Origin of the sequence: Olsenella massiliensis (assembly GCF_001457795.1) — a bacterium.
GTDB classification, from domain to species: Bacteria; Actinomycetota; Coriobacteriia; order Coriobacteriales; family Atopobiaceae; genus Olsenella_F; species Olsenella_F massiliensis.
Genome location: NZ_LN898210.1, coordinates 275,743 through 300,568, shown reverse-complemented (window position 1 = coordinate 300,568; position 24,826 = coordinate 275,743). Strand labels below are relative to the sequence as shown.

23 protein-coding genes are annotated in these 24,826 nt (G+C 67.8%); 22 read left to right on the top strand and 1 reads right to left on the bottom strand.

What is annotated here, in order from left to right:
• The first annotated feature begins 54 nt into the window (after positions 1–54).
• The 22 genes from BN3001_RS03575 to hflX all read left to right on the top strand — a co-directional run bounded on the left by BN3001_RS03575 (position 55) and on the right by hflX (position 24,069).
• Positions 55–1,020, top strand: coding sequence for a PhoH family protein (locus BN3001_RS03575; RefSeq protein WP_058270420.1), 966 nt, complete (start codon positions 55–57; stop codon positions 1,018–1,020).
• A gap of 1 nt (position 1,021) precedes the next feature.
• Positions 1,022–1,525, top strand: coding sequence for an rRNA maturation RNase YbeY (ybeY, locus tag BN3001_RS03570; RefSeq protein WP_058270419.1), 504 nt, complete (start codon positions 1,022–1,024; stop codon positions 1,523–1,525).
• Positions 1,526–1,528: 3 nt separating this feature from the next.
• Positions 1,529–1,915, top strand: a complete 387-nt coding sequence (locus tag BN3001_RS03565; RefSeq protein WP_058270418.1) for a diacylglycerol kinase family protein — start codon at positions 1,529–1,531, stop codon at positions 1,913–1,915.
• Between the two features lie 7 nt (positions 1,916–1,922).
• Positions 1,923–2,861 carry a GTPase Era gene (gene era / locus BN3001_RS03560; RefSeq protein WP_058270417.1) on the top strand — a complete coding sequence of 313 codons (939 nt, stop codon included), beginning with the start codon at positions 1,923–1,925 and terminating at the stop codon, positions 2,859–2,861.
• Between the two features lie 6 nt (positions 2,862–2,867).
• Positions 2,868–3,617 carry a DNA repair protein RecO gene (gene recO / locus BN3001_RS03555; protein WP_058270416.1) on the top strand — a complete coding sequence of 250 codons (750 nt, stop codon included), beginning with the start codon at positions 2,868–2,870 and terminating at the stop codon, positions 3,615–3,617.
• A gap of 194 nt (positions 3,618–3,811) precedes the next feature.
• Positions 3,812–4,090: a 30S ribosomal protein S15 gene (gene rpsO / locus BN3001_RS03550; protein ID WP_058270415.1), complete on the top strand. Its 279-nt coding sequence runs from the start codon at positions 3,812–3,814 to the stop codon at positions 4,088–4,090.
• 93 nt (positions 4,091–4,183) lie between these two features.
• A complete protein-coding gene (locus tag BN3001_RS03545) occupies positions 4,184–6,403 on the top strand; it encodes a polyribonucleotide nucleotidyltransferase (RefSeq protein WP_058270414.1) in 2,220 nt (739 codons plus the stop codon).
• A 794-nt stretch (positions 6,404–7,197) separates the two neighbouring features.
• Positions 7,198–8,859, top strand: a complete 1,662-nt coding sequence (locus tag BN3001_RS03540; RefSeq protein WP_058270413.1) for a ribonuclease J — start codon at positions 7,198–7,200, stop codon at positions 8,857–8,859.
• Between the two features lie 6 nt (positions 8,860–8,865).
• Positions 8,866–11,418 (top strand): DNA translocase FtsK, encoded by a 2,553-nt coding sequence (locus tag BN3001_RS03535; RefSeq protein ID WP_058270412.1) that lies wholly within the window; start codon positions 8,866–8,868, stop codon positions 11,416–11,418.
• A 5-nt stretch (positions 11,419–11,423) separates the two neighbouring features.
• Positions 11,424–12,146 carry a helix-turn-helix domain-containing protein gene (locus tag BN3001_RS08135; RefSeq protein WP_082629959.1) on the top strand — a complete coding sequence of 241 codons (723 nt, stop codon included), beginning with the start codon at positions 11,424–11,426 and terminating at the stop codon, positions 12,144–12,146.
• Positions 12,059–12,556: a YajQ family cyclic di-GMP-binding protein gene (locus BN3001_RS03530; RefSeq protein ID WP_058270411.1), complete on the top strand. Its 498-nt coding sequence runs from the start codon at positions 12,059–12,061 to the stop codon at positions 12,554–12,556. The genes BN3001_RS08135 and BN3001_RS03530 overlap by 88 nt, the downstream gene beginning before the upstream one ends.
• A 12-nt stretch (positions 12,557–12,568) precedes the next feature.
• Positions 12,569–13,924, top strand: coding sequence for a 30S ribosomal protein S12 methylthiotransferase RimO (gene rimO / locus BN3001_RS03525; protein WP_058270410.1), 1,356 nt, complete (start codon positions 12,569–12,571; stop codon positions 13,922–13,924).
• Positions 13,869–14,507 (top strand): CDP-diacylglycerol--glycerol-3-phosphate 3-phosphatidyltransferase, encoded by a 639-nt coding sequence (pgsA, locus tag BN3001_RS03520; RefSeq protein ID WP_058270409.1) that lies wholly within the window; start codon positions 13,869–13,871, stop codon positions 14,505–14,507. The genes rimO and pgsA overlap by 56 nt, the downstream gene beginning before the upstream one ends.
• 4 nt (positions 14,508–14,511) lie before the next feature.
• Positions 14,512–15,045, top strand: coding sequence for a CinA family protein (locus BN3001_RS03515; protein WP_058270408.1), 534 nt, complete (start codon positions 14,512–14,514; stop codon positions 15,043–15,045).
• Positions 15,046–15,259: 214 nt separating this feature from the next.
• Positions 15,260–16,354: a recombinase RecA gene (gene recA / locus BN3001_RS03510; protein WP_058270407.1), complete on the top strand. Its 1,095-nt coding sequence runs from the start codon at positions 15,260–15,262 to the stop codon at positions 16,352–16,354.
• Between the two features lie 2 nt (positions 16,355–16,356).
• Positions 16,357–17,052, top strand: coding sequence for a regulatory protein RecX (locus tag BN3001_RS03505; RefSeq protein ID WP_058270406.1), 696 nt, complete (start codon positions 16,357–16,359; stop codon positions 17,050–17,052).
• 257 nt (positions 17,053–17,309) lie between these two features.
• On the top strand, positions 17,310–18,863 hold the full coding sequence (gene rny, locus BN3001_RS03500; RefSeq protein WP_058270405.1) for a ribonuclease Y: 1,554 nt from the start codon (positions 17,310–17,312) through the stop codon (positions 18,861–18,863).
• Between the two features lie 9 nt (positions 18,864–18,872).
• On the top strand, positions 18,873–19,961 hold the full coding sequence (locus BN3001_RS03495) for an ATP-binding protein (protein ID WP_058270404.1): 1,089 nt from the start codon (positions 18,873–18,875) through the stop codon (positions 19,959–19,961).
• 104 nt (positions 19,962–20,065) lie between these two features.
• A complete protein-coding gene (locus BN3001_RS03490; protein ID WP_058270403.1) occupies positions 20,066–20,407 on the top strand; it encodes a stage V sporulation protein S in 342 nt (113 codons plus the stop codon).
• On the top strand, positions 20,404–21,771 hold the full coding sequence (miaB, locus tag BN3001_RS03485) for a tRNA (N6-isopentenyl adenosine(37)-C2)-methylthiotransferase MiaB (protein WP_058270402.1): 1,368 nt from the start codon (positions 20,404–20,406) through the stop codon (positions 21,769–21,771). The genes BN3001_RS03490 and miaB overlap by 4 nt, the downstream gene beginning before the upstream one ends.
• Positions 21,768–22,730, top strand: a complete 963-nt coding sequence (gene miaA, locus BN3001_RS03480) for a tRNA (adenosine(37)-N6)-dimethylallyltransferase MiaA (protein WP_058270401.1) — start codon at positions 21,768–21,770, stop codon at positions 22,728–22,730. The genes miaB and miaA overlap by 4 nt, the downstream gene beginning before the upstream one ends.
• A complete protein-coding gene (gene hflX, locus BN3001_RS03475) occupies positions 22,723–24,069 on the top strand; it encodes a GTPase HflX (RefSeq protein ID WP_058270400.1) in 1,347 nt (448 codons plus the stop codon). The genes miaA and hflX overlap by 8 nt, the downstream gene beginning before the upstream one ends.
• Here the strand turns inward: hflX and BN3001_RS03470 are convergent.
• On the bottom strand, positions 24,066–24,794 hold the full coding sequence (locus BN3001_RS03470; RefSeq protein WP_058270399.1) for a heparan-alpha-glucosaminide N-acetyltransferase: 729 nt from the start codon (positions 24,792–24,794) through the stop codon (positions 24,066–24,068). The genes hflX and BN3001_RS03470 overlap by 4 nt on opposite strands.
• Positions 24,795–24,826 lie beyond the last annotated feature (32 nt).

Here is a 24,826-nt window from a genome sequence, read left to right as displayed (position 1 = left end):
GGAGTCGTGCGCCTTGGGGTGCGCCCAGCGTCAACCTGGAAGGAGCGCCTGCCCATGCAGCCGACCCATGTCCGCCTGACTATTCCTGACGCCATAGACCCGCTCAGCCTCATGGGTCCGTCGGACTCGCTTCTCAGGAAGGTCGAGGAGTCCTTTGACGCCATGGTCTCCGTCCGGGGCAACCAGATCAAGGTCATGGGACCCGCGGACGAGGTCGATGCGGCGACGTCGGTGTTCTCGCGGCTCATACGGCTCGTGGAGAGGGGCGAGAGGCCCGACGAGGCCGACGTCGAGCTGCTCGTGGGACAGGTGCGTCGCGGCGTCAGGAGCTCCCCCGACCTCTCGCGCGACATTTTGCTCACCTACCGGGGACGCTCCATCCGCCCCAAGACCGAGGGGCAGCAGCGCTATATCGAGTCCATAGCCCGCAACACCGTGACCTTTGGCGTCGGGCCGGCGGGCACGGGCAAGACCTACCTCGCCATGGCCATGGCCATGGCGGCGCTCAAGCGCAAGGAGGTGGGTCGCATCGTGCTCGCGCGACCGGTCGTGGAGGCGGGGGAGTCGCTGGGCTACCTACCCGGCACGTTGCAGGAGAAGCTCGACCCCTACGTGCGGCCGCTCTATGACGCGCTGTTCGACATGCTCGACATGGAGGGGGGCAGCTCCCTCATCGAGCGCGGCGTCATAGAGATCGCCCCGTTGGCCTTCATGCGCGGGCGCACGCTCAACGACTCCTTCGTCATCCTCGACGAGGCCCAGAACACGACGCCGGACCAGATGAAGATGTTTCTCACGCGCCTGGGCTTCTCGTCCAAGTTCGTGATAACCGGCGACCAGACCCAGCGTGACCTGCTCGGGCGCAACGGCCTCGAGTCGGCGCGGGTCGTGCTCGCGGGCCTCGACGACGTCGCGTTCGTTGACCTCGACAAGGGTGACATCGTCCGTCACAGCCTTGTGGCCCGCATCGTGGACGCCTACGATAGGGCCGAGGGCGCACATGAAAAGAGAGCGGAGTAGCATGCCCCACCACGAGATTGACTATTGCTGCGACGAGGGCGTCACATGCCCCGTCAGCCCGGAGGAGATCGTCCGCGACGTGAGCCTCGTCCTTGACCAGGAGGGCGTCGAGCGGCCCTGCCTCATGTCGGTGAGCGTCGTCAGCGACGAGCGCATGGCGTCCCTCAACGAGAGGTGGCGCGGGTGCCCGCAGGCCACTGACGTCATCTCGCTCGAGTGCGAGCGTCCCTGCGACCCTGACCTTGCGCCCGGCGAGCCCTGCGAGCTGGGCGACGTCGTGATCGCGCCCGACTACATCGCTCGCCAGGCACGACGCTACGGCACCACCTGGGCTGACGAGTTCAGGCTCCTGCTCGTTCACGGCACCCTCCATCTTCTTGGCTACGACCATCTGGAGGAGGACGAGGCGCGGGCCATGGAGGCGCGTGAGGACGAGCTCGTGCGCCTGGTTGTGGCCGACGAGCGCGTGGCGCCCGTGAGACTGACCCGTCATCGTGAGGGCTAGCGCATGATTCCGGGAAAGACGCCCCGTCATCCGTCCTTCAGGAGGAGCTTCCTCTTTGCCGTCCAGGGCCTTCGGGGCGCCCTGCGACAGGAACGCAACCTCAAGGTCATGCTCGCCGTGGGAGCCTGCGCGCTCATCGGGGGCATCGCCGTGCGACTTGACCCGCTGAGCTGGGCCCTCCTCTTGCTCTGCTGCGGCGTCGTCATCGCCGCCGAGCTGCTCAACACGGCCGTCGAGACGGTCGTCGACCTCGTGTCTCCCGAGTTCCACCCCCTCGCGGGGCGGGCCAAGGACATCGCCGCGGCCGCCACCTGGACCCTCTCGGTCGTGGTGGCGCTCATCGGTCTCATACTGTACGTCAATGCCATCGTCCGTCTCGTCCTAGGATAGGTGAGTCATGTCAGACCAGCATGCCGGCATGGGAGACGTGCCCGGCCAGCCCTCGCATCACAGCGGCTTCGTCGCCCTCGTCGGCAGGCCCAACGCCGGCAAGTCCACGCTGCTCAACGCCTGCTACGGGGGCAAGATCGCCATCACCTCCAACGTGGCGCAGACGACGCGTCGGCGCATGAGGGCCGTCATCAACACCGATGACACGCAGGTCGTCATCGTTGACACGCCCGGCCTCCACAAGCCTCAGGACGCCCTGGGCAAGGAGCTCAACAGGGCCGCGCTCTCGTCGCTCGCCGACGTGGACGTCGCGGCCTTCCTCGTTGACGCCACCAAGCCCGTCGGAAGGGGAGACGAGTGGGTCGCCTCGCACGTGGAGGCCTCAGGCGCCCCGTACAAGCTCCTCGTCATCACCAAGGCCGACCTCGTCGAGCCCGAGCGTGCCGCCGCGCAGCTTCATGCGGCGGCGGCCCTGGCCCACTTTGACGAGGGCATCATCGTCTCGGCCAAGGAGGGCTTCAACGTGGACGTCTTTTTGCGCCTCGTGTCCGCGCACCTGCCCCTGGGCCCCTCCTGGTTTCCCGAGGACATGGACGTCGACATGACGGACGAGGAGCTCGTTGCGGAGTTCGTGCGCGAGAAGGTGCTCCTGAACCTGCGGGAGGAGGTTCCCCATTCCGTGGGCGTGGTCTGTGACGGCATCGAGTGGGCCAAGGACGGCCACGCCTCCGTCCGCGCCACCATCGTGGTCGAGCGCGAGGGCCAGAAGGGCATCGTCATCGGCCACAAGGGCGCCATGATCAAGCGCATCGGCATCTCGGCCCGCCGCGACGTGGAGAGGCTCCTCGACGCCCCCTGCTACCTTGACCTGCGCGTCCAGGTGCGTCCCGCGTGGCGGCGCGACCAGTCCGAGATCAGGCGCATGGGCCTGTCCGTCGAGGAGTAGCGCCCCGTGCCCGCGCGCACCTTCCGGCTCGGCTGCGTCGTCCTCGACCGCACCAAGCTCTCGGAGCAGGACCTCATCCTGACGCTGCTCAGCCGCGAGGGCGAGCAGGTGCGCGCCGTCGCCAAGGGCGCGCGCAAGCCGGGGGGCCGCCTCGCCTCGCGCTCCGAGCTCTTCTCGGAGGTGGACGTCCTGCTCGCCAAGGGGCGCGGCGCGCTCTCCATCGTCAGCGAGGCCGCCCTCGTCAACCCCCATCGAGCCATCCGGGGCGACTACGGGCGCGTGTGCGCGGCCAGCGCCGTGGCGGAGCTGGCGCGCCTCACCAGCTTCGAGGACGTGCGCGACCCCTACCTGTACGGCATCTGCGCCAAGGCGCTCTCGGCCGTGGAGGGGCTGTCCTCCCAGGCCTCGCTCAGGCTCCTCACGGCGGCCTACGCCCTCAAGGTCTGCGCGCACTGCGGCTGGATGCCGCAGCTGGCGTCATGCGTCGCCTGCGGCGACCCGGACGTGTCGTCGTTCTCCTCGCTGGCGGGCGGGGCCCTCTGCGCCAGCTGTGCCAAGGACGTGCCGGGTGTCCGGCTCCTGGGAGCAGGGGGCCTCTCCTGGGTCTCGTCGCTGCTCTCGCTCACCTTTGACCAGCTGCTGTCCCTTGATTCTGACGACGCCACGGCGTCGCTGCTGTTGGAGGTCTCTCACGAGTGGGCGTCCACCCACCTTGACGCGCGCCTGCGCTGCCTGGAGTTCATGCTCGGGGCCTGAGCTCCTGCCCGCCCGGCGCCGGGCGGGCGTGGCAACTATGGCGACCTTGTTTAGTTGCGCCCGTGGTCCCGCCTCCAGCCCCGTAACGGCTCCGGCGTGCTATCCTAGCTTCCGTCCGTACCTTTGACCTAGGGGCTCGCTCGCCAGGCGGCTCTCCCGGTCTGAGGCGAATATCCAGGAAAGGAAGAACCCCCATGGCAGTCTCAAAGGATCGCAAGGCAGAGCTCATCGCCCAGTATGGCAAGGACGCCCAGGACTCCGGCTCCGCGCCCGTCCAGGTGGCCCTGCTCACCGAGCGCATCAAGGGCCTCACCGAGCACATGAAGTCGCACAAGAAGGACTTCCACACCCGCCGCGGCCTTCTGATGCTCGTCGGCCAGCGTCGTCGCCTCCTGTCCTACATCAAGAGGCAGGACATCGAGGCATATCGAGCGCTCATCAAGAGTCTGGGCATTCGCGACAACATCCAGTAGACCACAGATGGCATCGTGGGGAGCGCCGCAAGGCGCTCCCCTCACATGACGGCCCGCCTGCAAAGGGGCAGGCGGAGATAAAGAGGAAACGACATGGCAAAAGTTACGCACGAGTTCGACCTCTACGGAAAGCACTACCGTCTCGAGACGGGCGAACTCGCGAAGCAGGCCACCGGCGCGTGCGTGGTGTCCTGCGGGGAGTCCACGGTCAACGTGACCGTGGTCGTCTCAAAGGAGCGCAAGAACTACGACTTCTTCCCGCTGACCGTGGACTTCATCGAGAAGATGTACGCCGTGGGACGCATCCCGGGGGGCTACCTCAAGCGCGAGGCGCGTCCCTCCGAGAAGGCCACGCTCACGGCGCGCATGATCGACCGCCCCATCCGCCCGTCCTTCCCCGACGGCTTCCGCAACGAGGTGCAGATCGTCGCCATGCCGCTCGTGGCCGACCAGGTCAACTCAGTGGACACGATCTCCATCATGGGCGCCTCCGCGGCGCTCACCGTGGGCGGCGTCCCCTTCGAGGGCCCGCTGGCCGGCGTGCGCATCGGCCGCGACGTCGAGACGGGCGAGTTCATCGTCAACCCGACCTACGAGGAGCGCGACGCCTCCGACCTCGACCTGGAGCTGGGCGGCTCGGCCACCTTCATCAGCATGCTCGAGGCGGGCGCCAAGGAGATCTCCGAGGATGATATGCTCGCCGCCATGGCCTTCGGCCAGGAGGCCATCGCGGCCTTCTGCGAGGAGCAAAAGGCCTTCTTTGCCAAGGTGGAGGCCGCGAACGGCCCCATCGCGCCGCGCGAGTACCTGCTCGACGAGCCCGTCGCCGAGGTTCACGAGCGCGTCTTCGCGCACTTTGACGAGATGGCCGCCGCGCTCAAGGACGCCGACAAGCTCGCCCGCATGGGCAGGGTCGAGGCGCTCAAGGACGCCATCAGGGCGGAGTTCTCCGAGGAGGAGCAATCCCTGTGGGACCGCGCCATCCCCGTGGAGCTCAAGGGCCTCGAGAAGCACGCCATGCGCAAGATGGTCGTCGAGACCGGCGAGCGCGTGGACGGGCGCGCGGCCACCGAGATTCGTCCGCTCATGGTCAAGCCCAACTACCTCGCCCGCGTGCACGGCTCCGGCCTCTTCCAGCGCGGCCAGACGCAGGTCCTCTCCGTGGCCACGCTCGGCATGCTCAACGAGTGGCAGCGCCTTGACACCATCGAGCCCGTCGATGGCAAGCGCTACATCCACCACTACAACTTCCCGCCGTTCTGCACGGGCGAGACGGGCCGCATGGGCGCGCCCAAGCGTCGCGAGATAGGCCACGGCAACCTCGCCGAGCGCGCACTTCTGCCCGTGATCCCCTCCGAGGACGAGTTCCCCTACACCATCCGCGTGGTCTCTGAGGTCATGGAGTCCAACGGCTCCTCGTCGATGGCCTCGACCTGCGGCTCGACGCTGGCTCTCATGGACGCCGGCGTGCCCCTCGCCCGTCCCGTCTCGGGCGTGGCCATGGGCCTCATCCAGGAGGAGGGCAAGACCGTCGTCCTCACCGACATCCAGGGGATCGAGGACTTCCTCGGCGACATGGACTTCAAGGTCTGCGGCACCACCAAGGGCATCACGGCCATGCAGATGGACAACAAGGCCACGGGCCTCACCCCCGAGATCCTGCGCCAGGCGCTCCACCAGGCGCACGAGGGCCGCATGTTCATCCTCGACGCCATGCTCGAACAGATTCCCGCCCCGCGCGAGACCACCAAGGACACGGCGCCCAGCATCATCAGCCTCACCATCCCCACGGACAAGATCCGCGACGTGATCGGCTCGGGCGGCAAGGTCATCCGCGGCATCCAGGACGACACGGGCGCCACGATCGACGTCCAGGAGGACGGCACCATCTTCATCGCGGGCACCGCCGGCGCTGGCGACGAGGCGGCCGAGCGCATCAGGGCCATCGTCAAGGTCCCCGAGGTGGGGGAGGAGTATCTGGGCCGCGTCGTGAACATCCAGCCCTTCGGCGCCTTCATCGAGCTTCTGCCCGGCAAGGACGGCCTGCTCCACGTCTCGCGCGTCGCCAAGGGTCGCGTAGACAAGGTCGAGGACGTCCTCAGCGTCGGCGACGAGGTCCGCGTCCAGGTGCTCGAGGTGGACGAGAAGGGCAAGATCAGCCTCGACCGCCTCGACAAGCCCGAGGCGCCCGCCGGCTCCGGCAGGTCGCACGAGCACGAGGGCGCGGAGCGTCGCGGCCGTCCCAGCCGCCGTCCCGGCGATCGCGGCGGCAACGGGTCGGGCCGCCAGCCCCGCCGTCGTCACGAGGGCTAGTCACCGTCATCATCCATAACGTCGCGTCATTCTGGACCAGCCTCGGAGCTCTCCCGACTGGTCCAGCCTTTTGCAGGCGTCGCCGCGGCGGCACTTGTGTCCGTGGGTAGGTTTAATGCTTTTATTGTCACCTACCTACCGTGACGCTTGTGCCGCTGCGCTTCTCAAGTGGTTCATTGTGCGTGACGTGACACAGAATGCCTTAGTATATAGCCACAGGTGAATAAAGCATGGTTTGTGACACTGTGCACCAAAGTGTGTTAAATGTGACAAAAGGAGCTGTGGACGAGGGCATACATACGTATCTATATTGAGGTAGGCCCTAGTAGGAATGTGAGGGTGATGAATTATGCATTCTGTTGATCTGTTTGTTTTGTTCGTCTCGGCCTGTTCCTATCTCAGCCTGATACTGACAGCCTTACTTCAAGTCCTGGGATGCATTGCGCTTGTAAAGTACATCCGCAACACGTAATAAGCTGCCGCACCGTGGTGCGACAGCCTTCCTTCTGACCGTTCTGGACCAGCCTCGGAGCTCTCCCGGCTGGTCCAGCCGTACCTATGGCTCACCGGCGGCAGTGAGCCCTCACGGGGACTTCCCTGATCGTGCCGGCGTCGTTTGGCCACGTGGCAAAAGGCGCCCAGGCTCCTCGGGAGTGTTGATGGTGGCTTCCGTCCCTTTTCGGTGACGGACGGCGGGGATAGTACAATGGTCACGATGAAGATGGCGGGGCCTCCACGACGTGGCCCCAGAGATAGCTTTGACCAAGAACGTCACGAAAGGACAGCACGCGCACATGGCAAAACAGCAGACTCCCCTGAGGGTCATCCCTCTGGGCGGACTCGACGGCATCGGCAAGAACATGACCGCCTTCGAGTATGGCGACGACCTGGTTCTCGTCGATGCGGGACTCATGTTTCCCGACGATGAGCAGCCGGGTGTTGACCTGGTGCTTCCCGACTACAGCTACGTCCTCGAGAACGAGGACAAGCTCAGGGGCATCCTCATAACCCACGGGCACGAGGATCACACGGGCTCCCTCCCGTACCTGCTCATGGACCTGGGCAGGAAGGTGCCCATCTACTCCAGCAAGCTCACGCTTGGGCTCATCGAGGGCAAGCTCGCCGAGCACAAGCTCAACGCTCCCAAGTTCCGCGAGGTCAAAAACGGCACCCACATCAACCTGGGGGCCTTCAGCATCGACTTCTTCTCCCAGACGCACTCCATCCCGGCGGCGCTCGGCGTGTACATGCGCACCCCGGCGGGCTCCGTGCTCCACACCGGCGACTTCAAGCTCGATCAGACGCCCATCGACGGACGCCTTCCCAACTATCAGGCCATCAACCGCTTCTCCACGATGGGGATCGACCTGCTGCTCTCGGACTCCACCAACGCCACGCGCCCGGGCTACACCCCCTCGGAGGCCACGGTGGGGCCGTCTCTGCGCCACATCATCAAGAACGCCGCGGGTCGCGTCTTCGTCGCGTCGTTCTCGAGCCAGATTCACCGCATCCAGCAGGTCTGCGACGCCGCGACCTGCGTCGGTCGCAAGGTGGTCGTCACGGGCCGCTCCATGATCAACAACACGCGCATCGCCCGCGAGCTGGGCTACCTCAAGATTGACCAGGACGACCTCATCGACGCCTACGAGGTCCACGACATTCCCGACGAGAAGATCGTCGTCCTCTGCACGGGCAGCCAGGGCGAGCCCATGAGCGCCCTGGCCCGCATGGCCAACGGCGACCACAAGTCGCTCACCATCACGGCAGACGACACGGTGATCATCTCGGCCACGCCCGTTCCCGGCAACGAGAAGAGCGTTCAGGGCATCATCAACGCGCTCTCGAAGATCGGGTGCACGATCTTTGACAAGTCAACGACCGTCGTGCACGTCTCGGGCCACGCCTCGCAGGAGGAGCTCAAGCTCATGCTCGCCATGACGCGTCCGCGCTACTTCATGCCCGTCCACGGCGAGGCGGTCCATCTGCGCGCCCACGCGCGCCTGGGCGAGGCCATGGGGGTGCCCCGCGACCACATCTTCATCGCCGACAACGGTGACACCCTCGAGATGCGCAACGGGCAGGTGAGCTGGGGCCAGCCCGTGGAGTCGGGCGTGGTCTACGTGGACGGCCTCAACGTGACGGACAGTGACCCCGTGGTGTTCCGCGACCGTCAGAAGCTCGCGAGCGACGGCATCGTCACCTGCGTCGTCACCGTGTCGCGCCGCGGGGGCGAGGTCGGCGACGTGGCACTCGCCTGCCGCGGCGTCACCTTCGACTCCGAGGGGCTCGTCGAGGATGCCCAGCGCCTCGTCAAGGAACAGATGTCCAAGCGTGCGCACAAGAGCGGCAGCAATCTCGAGACGCTCCGCAAGGCGGCTCGCAGCGCGCTGTCCAGCTACCTCTGGGACAAGACGCGCACGCGTCCCATGGTCATTCCGGTCATTATGGAGGTCTAGCGCCGCATGGCCGCACTACGTAGATCAAACGCAGCTCACAACCGCACGCGCAAGCCCGTCTCGCGCCCGGGGGCCCCGAGCCCCTCTCGCACCCTGGGAAGCCTGCGCGGCACGACCGCAGGCGACATCGTCGGGGTCCTGCTCATGGTGCTCGCCATGGCGCTGGCCGTCTCCGTCGTGGCACCCTCTGACGCGATCGTGACGCAGGCCTGCGGTCAGGCGCTTCACCTGTGCTTTGGCGCGGGCGCGCTTCTCTGCCCCGTGGCCGTCGCCGTGCTCGCGCTGACGTTCTTCGTGCCTGACGACGGGCCTCTCTCGGGCCACATCGCGCTGGGCGTGCTCCTCATCGCGCTTGCGATCCTGGGCCTGCTCTCCATCAACTCATACGTCGTCGGGGTAAAGCCCCCGGCCGTCTTGTTGGACGAGGTCGCCAAGGAGTTTGGCGGCTACGTGGGCGGGGCGCTTGCCTTGCTCCTCCTCGAGAGCGTCGGCCAGGTCATCGGCAACATCGTCCTCGTGGGCCTCGCCATCGTGGGCGTCGTCGTCTGCGGCTTCTCGGTGTCGCGCCTGGTCGAGCGCCTTCAGGGCTCCTTGGGGTCGGCGCGGCGCCGCATCGCCGCCCGCCGCCGGCCCGTGGACCTTGAGGGGCCTCTTGACGACGGGCTCCCTGATGCCGTCGCCCAGCGTGAGGACGTCGCCCAGACCACGTTCTTGGGCTCGCGCAAGACCACCGTCCTCAGGAGGGGGCGCCCCGAGGCGCCGGAGGAGGCGCCCACGCGGCTGCTGCGTCATCGTCATCCTGACATAGACGTCGCCACGTCCGAGCCCGCCGCGACGACGGCCGTCATCGCAGGCGAGGGAGCCTTGGACGTTGCGAGCGACCTGCCAGGTCAGCCGGCCGTCCCGCCGTTTCTCGAGGACGCCGCCGCACGCTCCCTGGCGCGCGGGCGCCGAGGGACCCCGCGCAAGCACGCGGCCGCCCAAACTCCCAGCTGCACCACCTCTCGGGCCCGCGCGGAGGCGCCCGCCCGTCCCGTGTCCGCTGCGGCCAAGGCCAAGACGTCGCGCCCGGGCGATGACGCCGACGGCTACGAGCTGCCACGGTTCTCCATGCTCTCCTCCAACCCCAACAGCGCCGCAAGCGCGAGCAGCAAGGAGGAGCTCGACCAGACGCGCGCGCGTCTCCAGGGCACCCTGGAGGAGTTCGGGCTCACCGGCCGCGTCGTTGACTACGTCTCGGGGCCGCTCGTGACCACCTTCCGAGTCGAGATGGGGGAGGGGGAGCGCGTCAACCGCATCCGCAACCTCGAGGACGACATCGCGCTCACGCTCGCCGCCGAGAAGGTGCGCATCTTCGCTCCCATCCCAGGCACCTCCTACGTGGGCATCGAGATTCCCAACAAGTCGCGCCAGAACGTGCACCTGGGGGACGTGCTGCCCTTTGCCGCGGGCGGCCCCCTCGAGGTGGCCATCGGCCGCGACTCGGCGGGCAGGCCCGTCATCGCCGACATAGCCAAGATGCCTCACATGCTCGTGGCGGGCACGACGGGATCGGGCAAGTCCGTCATGATCAACTCCATGATCATGTCCCTGCTCATGCGCACCACTCCCAAGCAGGTGCGCCTCATCATGATCGACCCCAAGCGCGTGGAGTTCTCGGCATACAACGGCCTTCCGCACCTCTACGTCCCCGTCGTCACGGAGCCTCGCCAGGCCGCGAGCGCGCTCGCCTGGGCCGTCTCGGAGATGGAGCGGCGCCTCAAGGTCTTCCAGAAGGCGGGGGCGCGCGACATCAAGGTCTACAACCGCCTCTGCAAAGACGGCGCCCTCGCCAAGATGGACAACCCGCCCGAGCCCATGCCCTTCCTCGTCGTCATCATCGACGAGCTCTCAGACCTCATGATGGTCGCCGGCAAGGACGTCGAGGCGTCCATCGTCCGCATCGCGCAGCTCGCCCGCGCGGCGGGCATCCATCTCGTCATCGCCACGCAGCGCCCCTCCGCCAACGTCGTCACCGGTCTCATCAAGTCAAACATCGACAGCCGCGTGGCGCTCAAGGTGTCCTCGGGCATCGACTCGCGCGTCATCCTTGACGAGACGGGCGCCGAGCGCCTCTTGGGCAACGGCGACATGCTCTTCAAGGACCGCGGCCTCTCGCCCCGCCGCGTCCTGGGCTGCTACACGTCGGACCGCGAGATCAACGACGTGGTGGAGTTCATTCGCGCCCAGGCGGCGCCCGACTACCACGAGGAGATCCTCTCGCAGATCGTCCCCGGGCAGCCCGGCGCGTCCGGCGCGGGCATGGGAGAGGAGGACGAGGCGGACGACCCGCTTCTGTGGGAGGCCGCAAGCATCGTCGTCGACTCCCAGCTGGGCTCCACCTCGGGACTGCAGCGAAGGCTCAAGGTGGGGTACGCCCGTGCTGGTAGAATCATGGACATGCTCGAGGCAAAGGGCGTCGTCGGCCCGCCGGACGGCTCGAAGCCTCGGGAGGTGCTCCTGGACAAGGACTCCCTCGAGCAGCTCAAGACCCAAGAAGCCGCCTTTAGGGGGGTGTAGGGACCATGGCTCGTCCACGCTTCAGCGAGATGCTCGTCGAGAGGCGCAGAGCGCTCGGCCTCTCCATCGCCCAGGCCTCGTCGGTCCTCAAGCTCAAGGAGCGCGCCCTCGTCGCGTTTGAGGAGGGCGACTTTGCCCACATGCCCAAGAGCGGCTACGCCCAGGGCATGCTCGCGTCGTACTCGCGCTATCTCGGCCTCAATCCCCGCACCGTCTCCCAGCAGTTCAGCCGGGACATGGCAGACTGGGAGCGGGCGGGAGGCAGGGACCTCGCCCGGTCGCGACACGTCGACGCGTCCGTGGGGATGCCCCGTCGCGAGGGCTTCCGGGGGAGCCAGGGGCTCCTGCCCACCTCCGGCGGATATGCGGGTGACATGGGAGGCTTCGCCACGACGTCCCCCGTGAGGCCCAAGGGGCAGAGCAGCCCCCTCGTGCGTCGCGGAACCGCGGGCGCGGACGACTGGGAGCGTCGCTACACCTCCCGTGACCTCAGCTCGCCCCCGTCGCGCGCGAGCTCTCGCTACGCACGGGCAAGACGGACGCCGCGGCGTCCAAGGCGACCTCCCGCTCGGCGGCCGGCACGGACTCGACGGGCGCCTAGGCGCCCTGGCACCAGCAACGTCACAGGAAGGAAGGCCTCATGGCAAAGGAAGCAAGCTTTGACATCGTGTCGATGGTGGACCTCCAGGAGGTGGACAACGCCTACCAGCAGGCGGCGCGCGAGCTGACGCAGCGCTATGACCTCAAGCAGACGGGTGCCACCCTGGACTTCTCCCGCAAGGACGAGACCTTCACGATCCAGGCCCCCTCCGACTTCGTATGCGCCCAGGTGCGCGACGTCCTCGCCGGCAAGCTCGCCAAGCGTCAGATCGACCTCGCGGCGCTGCGCTGGGGCAAGGTCGAGCCTGCCGCCGGCGCATCGGTGCGCCAGAGCGGGAGCCTCGTCCAGGGCATAGACAAGGAGACGGCCAAACGCATCGCGAAGGACGTTCGCGACCTCAAGCTCAAGTGCAAGCCCACGGTCGAGGGGGACAAGCTTCGGGTGAGCTCCGCCTCCCGCGACGTGCTCCAGCAGGTCATCGCCGCGCTCAGGGAGGGCGACTACGGCCAGCCGCTCCAGTTCGTCAACTACCGCTAGCGGGAGGCGTCGATGCAATCCTGCCTGTTCGTGACGCTCGGCTGCGCGAAGAACGAAGTCGACACCGACCGCATGAGGGCGCTGCTGCTCAACGCGGGCTTCGGCGAGGCCCATGACGTCGATGACGCCGACGTCGTGCTCGTCAACACCTGCTCCTTTCTGGCCTCGGCGACCTCCGAGTCCGTCGAGGCCACCCTGGAGCTCGCCGATGACGTCCATCGGGGGGTCCGCGCACGACCCATCATCATGTGCGGATGCGTGCCCTCCCGCTACGGAAGCGCCCTTGAGGCGGAGCTTCCCGAGGTGGCCGCCTTCGTGAGGACCAGCGAGGAGGACCAGATCGTCGAGGTGGTGTCGCGCGTGCTCGACACGGAGCCTCCGCAGGCCGCGCAGGGACGAGACGCCTCGGCGAGCCTGCGCACCGTGGAGGGCGCGAGCGCCTACGTCAAGATCTCCGACGGCTGCGACCGCTTCTGCGCCTTCTGCGCCATACCCTACATCCGCGGCCGCTATGCGTCGCGGCCGGCCGACGAGATCCTCCTTGAGGTGCGTGACCTGTTGGCAGGCGGCGTGCGCGAGATCGTCCTCATCGGACAGGACACGGGCGTGTGGGGCCATGACCTCGGCGCGGGCGAGCTGAGCCTGGCCTGGCTCCTGCGTCAGGTCGCACGCGAGGTCGCCCCGTACGGCGGGTGGGTGCGCGTGCTCTACCTGCAGCCCGAGGGCATGACCGATGAGCTCGTCGCGACGTTGCGCGACGTCAGCGAGGTGCTGCCCTACCTTGACATCCCCATCCAGCACTGCAACGAGAGGGTGCTCTCTTCCATGGGCCGCAGCGGCTCACGTCGCGAGCTCGCGGAGCTCTTCTCCCGCCTCAGGCGCGAGATCCCCCACATGGTGCTCAGGACCACCGGGCTCGTGGGCTTTCCCGGCGAGACGGAGGAGGAGTTCGAGGAGCTGCTCGACTTCGTGAGGGAGCAGGAGTTTGACTACACCTCCGTCTTCGCGTACTCGCGCGAGGACGGCACGCGCGCGGCCGGCATGGACGGCCAGGTGGGGGAGGACGAACGGCGCGAGCGCGAGCAGCGCCTCCATGACGTCGCCGAGGACCTGGGCTTTGCCGCGACGGCGTCCCACGTGGGCGAGGTCGTTGACGTCATCATTGACGGCGTGGACGAGACCGACGAGGGCGTCGAGCTCATAGGCCACGCCTGGTTCCAGGCGCCCGACTGCGACGGCGCGGTGCACCTCGCCTGCGGCGAGGCGTCCGTCGGTGACAAGGTCCGGGTCCTGCTGACGGACTCGTTCTGCTATGAGCTCGAGGGCAAGGTCGTTTCCGACGAGGACGGTGAGACATGTGGCGACTAAGGGAATCTGGACTCCAGCCAATATCGTGACCTGCCTTCGCGTGGCGCTCGTGCCCGCCTGGCTGTTCGCGGCCGAGCTTGCGGGGGCGCCCGTGCCGGGGGAGTTCCAGCCCGGCCTGGCTCTCGTCGCCGTTCTCTTCGTCCTCCTGTCGCTCACCGACAAGCTCGACGGGTACCTGGCGCGCAGTCGCGACGAGGTGACGACCTTCGGCAAGTTCCTCGACCCCATCGCCGACAAGCTCGTCGTCGTCGTGTCCCTCTGCTTCCTGCTCGAGATGGGATGGGTCAGCCCCTGGGTTCTGCTCGTCGTCGTCGCCCGCGAGTTCCTCGTCTCGGGGCTGCGGATGGTGGTCGCCTCCGAGGGCGAGGTCGTCGCGGCGAGCGACCTGGGAAAATGGAAGACCGCCACGACGATGGTGGCCATATCGGGGCTCCTTCTCGTCATGGCCCTGCCGCAGGGGACGTACGTCAACCTGCTTGCGACGGCGTTTCGGCTATGCCTCGCGGCGGCGGTCGTCCTCACGATCTGGTCCGGCCTGGACTACTTCATGAAGTCCTGGCACGTCATCGTCAGGAAGGGGTAGGGCCATGGGCGACGGCGCACGGGCGAAAGGGGCCCCGGACGCCCCGGGCGAGGAGGCACTCGCGCGGCGGGTGGTGCGTGCGGCGCGCTCGCGCGGCGTGACCGTCGGCTGCGCGGAGTCCTGCACGGGCGGCCTGGTGTGCGGCGCCCTCACCTCCGTGCCCGGCTCGTCCGCCGCGCTCGTGGGTGGCGTCGTCTCCTACGCGACGTCCGTGAAGGCGCGAGTGCTCGGCGTGGCGCAGGACGTCCTGAGCGACCCGGCGCGAGGCGCCGTCTCGGCGCCCTGCGCCGCCCAGATGGCCGAGGGCGTCACGCGCGTCGTCGGAAGCGACTTTGGCGTCTCGGTGACGGGCATAGCCGGCCCGGACGGCGCAGAGCCCGGCAGGCCCGTCGGAACGGTGTGGTTTGGCGTGCACGGCCCAGACGGCACGCGCTGCGTCCTCGAGCGCTTCTCGGGCGACAGGGCGTCCGTGCGCCGTCAGGCGGTCCGTCGCGCCTTGCGCCTCCTTTGTGAGGAGATTGAGGGCGCCAGGCCATAGACGGACGCGCGGAAGAGACGCCACGGGACCACGGTCTCATCCGCCCGCCTGCTCAGAGGCCGCCTCACGCTTGCCGCGCGGCAGGGCGCGAGGATGCCGCCAGCTTTTTGCAAGCCCCCTGCCAGTCACCGCTCGTACGCTTGTGGCAGCTTGATTGACATAGAACGGGTGTTCGCATATAGTCATTCGCGTAGTCACGACCTGAGGAGACAGCATGGCAAAGAGCAAGGCTCCCGCGCGCGAGGTCCACGAGAAGACCTACGGCGAGGAGCGCGACAAGATGATCGAGGCCACCGCCAAGGAGATCAACAAGAAGTTTGGCAGCGGGGCCATCATGCGCTTCGGCGACGGCGGTACGGACCTTGAGGTGGAGGCCATCCCCACGGGCTCCATCGCCCTTGACGCGGCGCTCGGCATCGGCGGCGTGCCCCGCGGCCGCATCGTCGAGATCTACGGCCCCGAGTCCTCCGGCAAGACGACGCTGTCCCTCGAGATCCTTGCCGAGGCCCAGGCCATGGGGGGCATGGTCGCCTTCATCGACGCGGAGCACGCGCTCGACCCCAGCTATGCCGCGCGCATCGGCGTCGACATAGACGAGGTGCTCATCTCCCAGCCCGACACGGGCGAGCAGGCGCTCGAGATCTGCGACATGCTCGTGCGCTCGGGCTCCATCGACGTCGTCGTCATAGACTCCGTCGCGGCGCTGGTGCCCCGCGCCGAGATAGAGGGTGAGATCGGCGACACCACGGTCGGCCTTCAGGCACGTCTCATGAGCCAGGCCCTGCGCAAGCTCGCCGGGTCGCTCTCCAAGTCAAAAACCACCTGCGTCTTCATCAACCAGCTGCGCGAGAAGATCGGCATCATGTTCGGCAACCCCGAGACCACGCCGGGCGGCCGCGCCCTCAAGTTCTTCTCGTCCGTCCGCATGGACATACGTCGCATCGACTCCATCAAGCGCAACAACGAGATCGTCGGCAACCGCGTCCGCGTCAAGGTCGTCAAGAACAAGGTCGCGCCCCCGTTCAAGCAGGCGGAGTTTGACATCATGTACGGCACGGGCATCTCCAAGGAGGGCTCCATCCTCGACATGGCCGTCGACTATGACATCGTCGAGAAGGCCGGGTCCTGGTTCACCTATGGCGAGGAACGCCTGGGTCAGGGTCGCGAGGCGGCCAAGGAGTTTTTGGCCACCAATCCCGACCTGCGCGAGGAGGTTGACCACAAGGTGCGCGTCGCCTGCGGGCTCGAGCTGGGCGACGAGCGGGTGGGGGAGCCCCTCCTGGGCGACGGGCCCACGAGCGAGGCCTAGCCATGGACGCACGCCAGGACAAGGGCGCCCTCACCTGGAGCGTCGCGCTTCCCGCCCGTCGCGCTCGGCAGGAGGGAATCTCGCACCTCAAGCCGACGGCGTGCGTCTCGCTCGTCCAGGACGACGCCGAGGAGACGTTTTGGGTGCCGCTCGCGGTCGGCAAGGAGCTGGAGCGTCTCAGGAGGCAGGGGTCGCTCGCGCCCCGCTCGCGCAACGAGCTCGTCTTCAAGCTGCGCGAGCTTCAGGAGCGCCAGGCGCGCCTGCGGGCCACCTTTCTTCTGGACAGGCGCGACTACTCCTCCAAGGAGCTTGCGGACAGGCTGCGGGCGGACGGCTATTGGTCGGACGTCACGACGGCCTGCCTCGTACGTCTGCGCGACCTGGGGCTCGTCAACGACGCCCGCTATGCCGACGTCTTCGTGCGCTCGAAGCTCTACGCCGGCTGGGGCATGGCCAAGATCGAGCGGGCGCTCACCCAGCGCGGCGTTGACGTGGGCGAGCTCGACGGCTGGCCTGACGCCTTCATTGACCCCGGGGGCGAGGACGCGCGCGCCTTCGAGCTGGTCGCGCGACGGCGCCTCGGCGGGCGTGACCCGTACGCCAAGGCCGTCCGCTTTTTGTGCGCGCGCGGCTTCTCGGCGGCCGTCGCCCACGCCGCGGCCGCACGGCTGCGAGACGAGGGACTCCTGCCCTCCTGAGTTGTCGGCAATCCATGCGTTTGGGTTGCCGCTCGTTCTTTTGGTTTGACAGGTCGCGGCCGCCAAATTAGGATTAAAGCTGCTGTTTGAGTCGTTTTTTCCAGCCTTGCGGGGCTGGTATCCATATCTGTTCTGTTGGCCACGTTCCTTTTGCTCTCGGTCGAAACACACAGCTCAGAGTACGCCTCAGATGGCGGGTTCCGATGACGTGCGCATCGGTCTCCTGAACAGACATACCAGCTATCTGAGGAGCAACCATGGAATGGATCATCATTGGCATAATCTGCCTGGCGGCGGGGGCGATCGGGTCCTACCTGTTCGTCTCGAACGCCAACAACTCCAAGGTCCAGGAGGCCGCGAGAGTCGTCAGCGAGGCGGAGCAACGGGCGCGCCGCATCACCGAGGACGCCCAGCGTGACGCCGAGACCGCGCGAAAGACCTCCCTCGTCGAGGCACGCGAGGAGATTCTCAAGCTCAAGCAGAGCTCCGAGGGCGAGGAGAAGAAGCGCAAGCAGGAGCTTCAGGCCATGGAGAATCGCATCATGCAGCGCGAGGAGTCCCTTGACCGCCGCAACGACGCCCTCGATCGCAAGGAGCATCAGCTCTCGAGCCTCCAGGGTCAGATCGACAAGCGAAAAGTCGAGGTTGACGAGCTCTTTGGCAAGCAGACGGCGGAGCTCGAGCGCATCGCCGTCCTGACCCGCGAGGACGCCCACAGGGAGCTGCTCGACCGCGTCCGCGCGGACGCGGTGCGCGAGGAGGCGCAGATCCTGCGCGAGTCCGAGCAGCGCGTGCGCGCCCGGGCCGACAAGACCGCGCGCGAGATCGTCTCGACGGCCATTCAGCGCTGCGCCTCGGACCAGGCCAGCGAGATCACCGTCACGTCCGTTCACATCCCCTCCGACGACCTCAAGGGGCGCATCATCGGGCGCGAGGGGCGCAACATCCGCACGTTCGAGCAGGTAACGGGCGTCTCACTCGTCATCGACGACACGCCCGAGACCGTCGTTCTGTCCAGCTTCGACCCCGTGCGCCGCGAGACGGCCCGCGTCGCCCTCGAAAACCTCATCGCCGACGGGCGCATCCATCCCGCGCGCATCGAGGAGATGTACGCCAAGGCGGAGACGCTCGTCAACGAGCGCGTGGTCGAGGCCGGCGAGCAGGCCGCCTTTGACTGCGGCATCCAAGACCTCCATCCCGACCTCATCAAGGTCCTCGGCCGCCTGCGCTACCGGACCTCCTTTGGCCAGAACGTCCTCAGGCACTCGGTCCAGGTTGCCTCGCTCTGCGGCATGATGGCCTCCGAGTTGGGTCTTGACGAGACGCCCGCCAAGCGCGCCGGCCTTCTGCACGACATCGGCAAGGCCATCGACCATGACGTCGAGGGGCCGCATGCCGTCATCGGCGCCGACCTCTGCCGTCGCTTGGGCGAGCGCCCCGAGATCGTCCACGCCGTCGAGGCGCACCATGCGGACATCGAGCCCAACACGGTGCTTGACGTCCTGGTGCAGGCCGCCGACGCCATCTCGGCGGCACGACCCGGCGCCCGCCGCGAGAGCGCCGAGGCGTACATCAAGCGCCTCGAGAAGCTCGAGGAGATCTCCAACGCGCACGAGGGCGTCGAGCGCACCTACGCCATGCAGGCCGGTCGCGAGCTGCACGTCATGGTGCAGCCCGAGAAGGTCTCCGACGCCGAGGCGACGGTCCTCGCCCACGACATCGCCCGTCAGATCGAGGACGGCATGCAGTATCCCGGGCAGGTGCGCGTCGTCGTCATCCGCGAGTCGCGCGCCGTGGGCATCGCCAAATAGGCGGCACGGATGTCCGCCTCCGACGACCTCGCAGACTTCATCTCCGACGTCGGCCTCGACCGCTCGCTGCGAGTCGAGGAGAACCTCGGGGAGGGCTTCGTCCGCCTCAGGGTCTCTGAGGCGGAGCGTCGTCAGGCCAAGCAGGACGTCCGCTGCGTGGAGGACGCCGTGCTCGAGCTCCTGCGCAACGCCCGCGACGCCGGGGCCCGCCACGTCTTTCTCGCCTTGTCCCGCGAGGGGGACACCCGCACGCTCGTCATGCTCGACGACGGCTGCGGCATCCCGGATGACCTGCGCGAACGCGTCTTTGACGCGCGCGTCACCTCCAAGCTGGACAGCTTTCGCCAGGACCGCTGGGGCGTCCACGGCAGGGGCATGGCGCTCTTCTCGGTCCGGGAGAACGCCGCGAGCTCCTGCGTGAGCGCCACGGTCCCCGGACGCGGTACGGCCGTCAAGGTGACCTTTGACGTCACCCGGCTGCCCGAGCGCAAGGACCAGTCGAGCTGGCCTGCGTTCGAGGTGGGCGAGGACGGAGAGCGTCGGCTGACGAGGGGGCCGCACAACATCATCAGGCGCTGCTGCGAGTTTGCCCTGGAGGAGCATGGAAGCCTGGACGTGTGGGTGGGATCGCCCTCCGACGTCGCCGCCACCCTGCGGAGCAAGACGGGCCTCGTACGCGGTCCCAGCGAGCTCCTCTTCGTTGACGGCCTTGACGACCTGGGAGTGCTCGAGCGCTTTCCCGCCGCCGCCGACGCGACGGAGCTCCTCGACGCGGCCCGCTCCGTCGGGCTCGAGATGGGGGAGCGCACGGCGCATCGCGTGTGCTCAGGGCAGATCAAGCCGGTGCGCAGCGTCTACGCCACGCTCACGCGCCGCCTCGATCGCAGGGGTCCTGGCGTCGCCAAGCCGGCGGACATCTATCGCGAGGCACGTCGGCTCAGGATCGACGCGCGCGACGCCAGCGCGTTCTCGCGCCTCATGCGCAAGGACTTCTCCTACCTGGCCGACCGGTACTACCTTGACCTCATGGAAGACCCCGAGGTGCGCGCCACAGGCGGCAAGGTGGTCGTCACCTTCCGCGTCTCGCAGGATGACTGAGGGGTTCTGCGGTACCATAGGCAGACAGGCCCACTCTCGCACGCATCGATCCAACACGCAGACGTCGCAGCTCAAACGAGGTAATCGCACAACAGGAGAGTTTCATGAAGTTCCTCAAGGTCTCGAGCAAGTCCTCTCCCGCCTCCGTCGCCGGCGCCATTGCGGGCATGGTCAAGGACGGCGCGCCCGTCAACATACAGTCCGTGGGCGCCGGGGCCGTCAACCAGGCCGTCAAGGCCATCGCCATCGCCCGCGGCTTTCTCATCCCCACGGGCGTTGACATCTCCTGCGCGCCCACGTTCTCGGACATCGAGATCGGCGGCGAGACGCGCACGGCCATCCGCATCGCCATCTACGTGCATCGCATCAGCGCCCAAAGCTCGTCGAGCTGTCTTGGGCCCGAGACCTCCGACGGCGGCGCGCACATGGGCGGCGAGGCGTCGTGACGGATCAGAGGAGCCTCGTCGGCAAGACCTACTTCGTCCGCATCTTCGGGTGCCAGATGAACCTTCATGACGCGGAGCGCGTGAGCGGCCTTTTGGACTCGTGCGGCTGCATCGCGGTCAGCGACGCCGCCGACGCGGACGTCGTCGTCTTCATGACCTGCTCCGTGCGCGAGAAGGCCGACACGCACCTGTACGGCGAGGCCTCCAACCTCTCGCGGCTGCCTGCGGCCCCGTCCGGTCGGCGCGTCGTGGCCGTGGGGGGCTGCATCGCACAGCGCGAGGGCGCGAATCTGTCCCAGCTCGTCCCCAACGTGGACGTCGTCTTTGGCACGAGCGCCCTGGCGTCCCTGCCCGAGCTGCTTGTCGAGGCCCTGGAGGGCGACGGCACGGGCGTCGTGGCGGACACGGGCGAGGAGGGGAGGGGCTTCTCGGCCGACCTGCCCTCGCGTCGTGCCTCGAGCTTCCATGCCTGGGTGCCCATCATGTACGGCTGCAACAACTTCTGCACCTACTGCATCGTCCCCTACGTCCGCGGCCGCGAGCGCGCCCGACGGATGGAGCGCGTGGTTGACGAGGTCGCGCGCCTGGCCGCCGAAGGCGTGCGCGAGGTCACGCTCCTGGGCCAGAACGTCAACTCCTACGGTCGCGACCTGTACGGCGAGCCCCGCTTTGCAGAGCTCTTGCGGCGCGTGGGCCAGACCGGCATCGAGCGCGTTCGCTTCACCTCGTCCAACCCCAAGGACCTCTCAGCCGACACCATACGGGCCATGGCGGAGGTCCCCGCCGTGATGCCCCACCTCCATCTGGCGGTGCAGAGCGGCTCCACGCGCATTCTCAAGGCCATGAACCGCAGCTACACGCGCGAGCAGTACCTCAAGATCGTCTCCGACCTCAGGGCGGCGGTCCCCGGCATCGCCCTTTCCACGGACATCATCGTGGGCTTTCCGGGCGAGACCGAGAAGGACTTCGCGGACACCCTCTCCCTCGTGAGCGAGGTGGGCTTCTCGTCCGCCTACACCTTCATCTACTCGCGCCGCCCGGGCACGCCTGCGGCGAAGATCGCCGACGACACGCCGCGCGACGTCATCCAGGGACGCTTCGAGCGCCTTGCCCGGGTGGTGGAGGACTGCGCGCTCGCCGCCAACCAAGGCGAGCGAGGCGCCGTCGTCGAGGTCCTCGTCGAAGGCGCCTCGAAGCGCGACGAGCGCGTCATGGTGGGGCACAGCCCCAAGAACCAGACCGTCCTCTTTGCGCTTCCCGCAGACAGGTCGGCGGCGTCGCTGGCAGGAACGCTCTGCGACGTGCGCGTGAAAGACGCGCGCCCCTGGTTTTTGCGCGGGTCGCTCGAAGGTGAGCCTCGGTGAGCCTTCCCGGTCCCGTCATAGCCATCGTCGGCCCCACGGCCTCCGGCAAGAGCGCCGTCGCCGAGCGCGTCGCCGAGCGCCTGGGATCCGCCGTCATCTCCGTCGATGCGATGCAGGTCTATCGTGGCATGGACGTCGGCACCGCCAAGACGCCCGTCGGCGCCCGTCGGGCGCCCCTGCTCATGGTTGACGTCGCCGACCCTCGCGAGAGCTTCTCGGCACGGCTCTTCCAGGACCAGGCACGCGCGCAGCTCGACCGCCTCCTCGCACGGCGGCTCACGCCCGTCCTCTGCGGCGGGACGGGACTCTACCTTGACGCCGTCATCGACGAGATGGACTTTCCCCCGGGCCCCGAGGGGCTGGCAGACGGCGTGCGGGAGCGCCTGGACGAGCAGCTGCGAACGCTGGGCCCCGCCGGCCTGCATGCCCGACTCGCAGAGCTCGACCCCCAAAGCGCGCGCCTCATCCACCCGCAGAACTCCCGCCGCGTCATGCGCGCCCTCGAGCTATGGGAGCGAGGGCTGAGCTACGCGCGCACGCACGAGGGCCTCAAGGACCGTCGCCCGCGCTACCACACGCTCATCTTCGCGCTCATGATGGACCGCCAGCGTCTCTACCGGCGCATCGAGCGGCGCGTGGACCAGATGCTCGAGGCGGGGCTTCTCGATGAGGTGCGCGGGCTGTGGGAGGAGGGGGCCCTCATCGATGACACGACGGCGGCGCAGGCCATCGGCTACAAGGAGCTTGTGTCGGTGCTGCGCGGCGAGGCCACGCTCGACGACGCGCGACGCCTCATGGTCACGCGCACGCGGCGCTATGCGAAGCGCCAGCTCTCCTGGATCAGGAGGGACGGTCGCGCCCGGACGCTCAACCTGGATCTCATGACGCCCGAGGAGACGGCGGAGAAGGTCCTCGACGCCCTTGCGGAGGCGCGGGAGGTCGGTGCTGCGGATGGCTAGGTTCACCCCGCGGCCCACGGCCCCGGCGCGCGAGCGCGCCATCCTCGTCGGCGTTGATCTGGGAGACGCGAGCTGGTCCCTCGAGGACTCGCTCGAGGAGCTCGGCCGCCTCGCGCACACGGACGGCGCCGACGTCGTCGCCGTGGTCACCCAGCGCCTCGAGCGTCTCGTGCCGCGCACCCTCGTCGGCAGCGGCAAGGCCGAGGAGATCGCCCGCCTGGCACGGTCGCTCCATGCCGACGTCGTCATCTTTGACGACGAGCTGAGCCCCTCGCAGCAGAGCAACCTCGAACGCGTCATGGGGGAGCCGACCAAGGTCATCGACCGCACCGCCCTGATACTTGACATATTTGGCACGCATGCCAAGACGCACGAGGGCAGGCTCCAGGTCCAGCTCGCACAGCTGCAGTACGTGCTGCCCCGCCTGCGCGGGATGTGGGGCCACCTCGTGGGCGAGCAGACGCGCGGCGGCATCGGGAGCCGCTTTGGCCAGGGGGAGAGCCAGCTCGAGGTTGACCGCCGTCTCATCAGGGACCGCATCAGCTGGCTGAGGCGCGAGCTTAAGGCGCTCGAGGGGCGCCGCCGCGTGCAGAGCAAGGCGCGATGGGACTCGGGCGTCTATCGCGTCGCGCTCGTCGGTTACACGAACGCCGGCAAGTCAACCCTGCTCAACCGGCTCACGGGCGCGCAGGTGTATGCCAAGGACGAGCTGTTTGCGACCCTCGACCCCACCACGAGGGCGCTGTCACTGGACGCGGGGCGCAAGGTCACCCTCACCGACACCGTGGGGTTCATCCAAAAGCTGCCCACCACGCTCGTCGAGTCCTTTAAGTCGACGCTGGCCGAGGCGCGCGCCGCCGACCTGATCCTCAGGGTCGCCGACGCCTCTGACCCCCAGCGCGACAGGCAGCTCGAGGCGGTCGATCAGGTGCTCGGCCAGATCGGCGCCGCCGACACCCCCTCGCTTATCGTCTACAACAAGTGCGACCTTCTTGACGAGACGGACCTGGCGGGCGTCATGGGCGCGCATCCGAGCGCCCTTCTCGTCTCGGCGCTGGACGGTCGAGGCCTGGACGCGCTGCTCGTTAGCGTGGCGCAGAAGGCGGGCGAGGGCGACCGGGCCATGACCGTCCTCATCCCCTATGACAAGGGGCTCCTTCAGAAGCTGATCCATGAGCGCTGCCAGATCATGCGCGAGCAGTACCTGCAGGAGGGTCTGCTCGTCACGGCGCGGGTGCCCGCACGCCTGGCAGACACGCTCCGGCGATACGCCTGCGCAGACACCCGGTCTGGCGGACGCGAGCGTCATGACCAGGACGTCGAGGACGGCCGGTCCTAAGGGACCTTGCCTGTCAGCGCGGCCCCAAGCGCCAGCAGCAGGGGCTGGTGGACCAGATACGCCACGAGCGAGTGCCTGCCCAGCCACTCGAGGGGGCGACACACGGACCTGCCGAGCGCCGTGGGCGTCGACGTCGCCGAGAGCCCCCTGCCAAAGCTCGCGCCAGCCAGGTACATGAGGCCGTAGGGGAGAAGGGGGTAGTAGTCCCCCGAGCAGAAGAGGGCGTCAGGAAAGCCGAGCCAGGCAAGCCAGGGGGTGGCGTAGAGCCCCTGCGGCAGGCGCATCAGAACGGGTCCCGCGCCAAAAAAGCCGGCAGGAACATTGAGGCTCAGCACGAAGAGGGCGACGAGGGCCAGCGTCGTGGCCCCACCTCCTCGCGGGAGGCCATAGCGGCCCAGCAGGGCGGCAAGAAGCGTGCTGGCCCCCATGCAGAAGATGATGCCAAAGCTTATGGGCGCATCGACGCCCGCCACGCTCGTGGCCGCGCATATCCCCAGCGCGACGAGCAGGTACCTGGCGGCGCGGCGCGGCAGGCTGCGTGAGTAGGAGCACATCCAGCCGGCGACGAACAGGAAGGTCCAACTGATGGACGCGCGCCACACATCCAGAAGAGGCGGCCGAAAGAACGCAAGGGGCACCCCAAAGAGATGACTCAGGTCATAGCACCAGTGGAAGAGGGCCATGGAGATCACCGTGAGCCCCTTGAGGGCGTCAACCGTCGCCAAACGCCCAGGGCGGGCAGGCGGGGTTCGTGGGC

Excerpts from the sequence above, each read along its gene's own strand:
- BN3001_RS03575 (WP_058270420.1), top strand. The coding sequence starts at position 55 with ATGCAGCCGACCCATGTCCGCCTGACTATTCCTGACGCCATAGACCCG.
- ybeY (WP_058270419.1), top strand. The coding sequence starts at position 1,022 with ATGCCCCACCACGAGATTGACTATTGCTGCGACGAGGGCGTCACATGC.
- BN3001_RS03565 (WP_058270418.1), top strand. The coding sequence starts at position 1,529 with ATGATTCCGGGAAAGACGCCCCGTCATCCGTCCTTCAGGAGGAGCTTC.
- era (WP_058270417.1), top strand. The coding sequence starts at position 1,923 with ATGTCAGACCAGCATGCCGGCATGGGAGACGTGCCCGGCCAGCCCTCG.
- rpsO (WP_058270415.1), top strand. The coding sequence starts at position 3,812 with ATGGCAGTCTCAAAGGATCGCAAGGCAGAGCTCATCGCCCAGTATGGC.
- BN3001_RS03545 (WP_058270414.1), top strand. The coding sequence starts at position 4,184 with ATGGCAAAAGTTACGCACGAGTTCGACCTCTACGGAAAGCACTACCGT.
- BN3001_RS03540 (WP_058270413.1), top strand. The coding sequence starts at position 7,198 with ATGGCAAAACAGCAGACTCCCCTGAGGGTCATCCCTCTGGGCGGACTC.
- BN3001_RS03535 (WP_058270412.1), top strand. The coding sequence starts at position 8,866 with ATGGCCGCACTACGTAGATCAAACGCAGCTCACAACCGCACGCGCAAG.
- BN3001_RS08135 (WP_082629959.1), top strand. The coding sequence starts at position 11,424 with ATGGCTCGTCCACGCTTCAGCGAGATGCTCGTCGAGAGGCGCAGAGCG.
- BN3001_RS03530 (WP_058270411.1), top strand. The coding sequence starts at position 12,059 with ATGGCAAAGGAAGCAAGCTTTGACATCGTGTCGATGGTGGACCTCCAG.
- rimO (WP_058270410.1), top strand. The coding sequence starts at position 12,569 with ATGCAATCCTGCCTGTTCGTGACGCTCGGCTGCGCGAAGAACGAAGTC.
- pgsA (WP_058270409.1), top strand. The coding sequence starts at position 13,869 with ATGAGCTCGAGGGCAAGGTCGTTTCCGACGAGGACGGTGAGACATGTG.
- BN3001_RS03515 (WP_058270408.1), top strand. The coding sequence starts at position 14,512 with ATGGGCGACGGCGCACGGGCGAAAGGGGCCCCGGACGCCCCGGGCGAG.
- recA (WP_058270407.1), top strand. The coding sequence starts at position 15,260 with ATGGCAAAGAGCAAGGCTCCCGCGCGCGAGGTCCACGAGAAGACCTAC.
- BN3001_RS03505 (WP_058270406.1), top strand. The coding sequence starts at position 16,357 with ATGGACGCACGCCAGGACAAGGGCGCCCTCACCTGGAGCGTCGCGCTT.
- rny (WP_058270405.1), top strand. The coding sequence starts at position 17,310 with ATGGAATGGATCATCATTGGCATAATCTGCCTGGCGGCGGGGGCGATC.
- BN3001_RS03495 (WP_058270404.1), top strand. The coding sequence starts at position 18,873 with ATGTCCGCCTCCGACGACCTCGCAGACTTCATCTCCGACGTCGGCCTC.
- BN3001_RS03490 (WP_058270403.1), top strand. The coding sequence starts at position 20,066 with ATGAAGTTCCTCAAGGTCTCGAGCAAGTCCTCTCCCGCCTCCGTCGCC.
- hflX (WP_058270400.1), top strand. The coding sequence starts at position 22,723 with ATGGCTAGGTTCACCCCGCGGCCCACGGCCCCGGCGCGCGAGCGCGCC.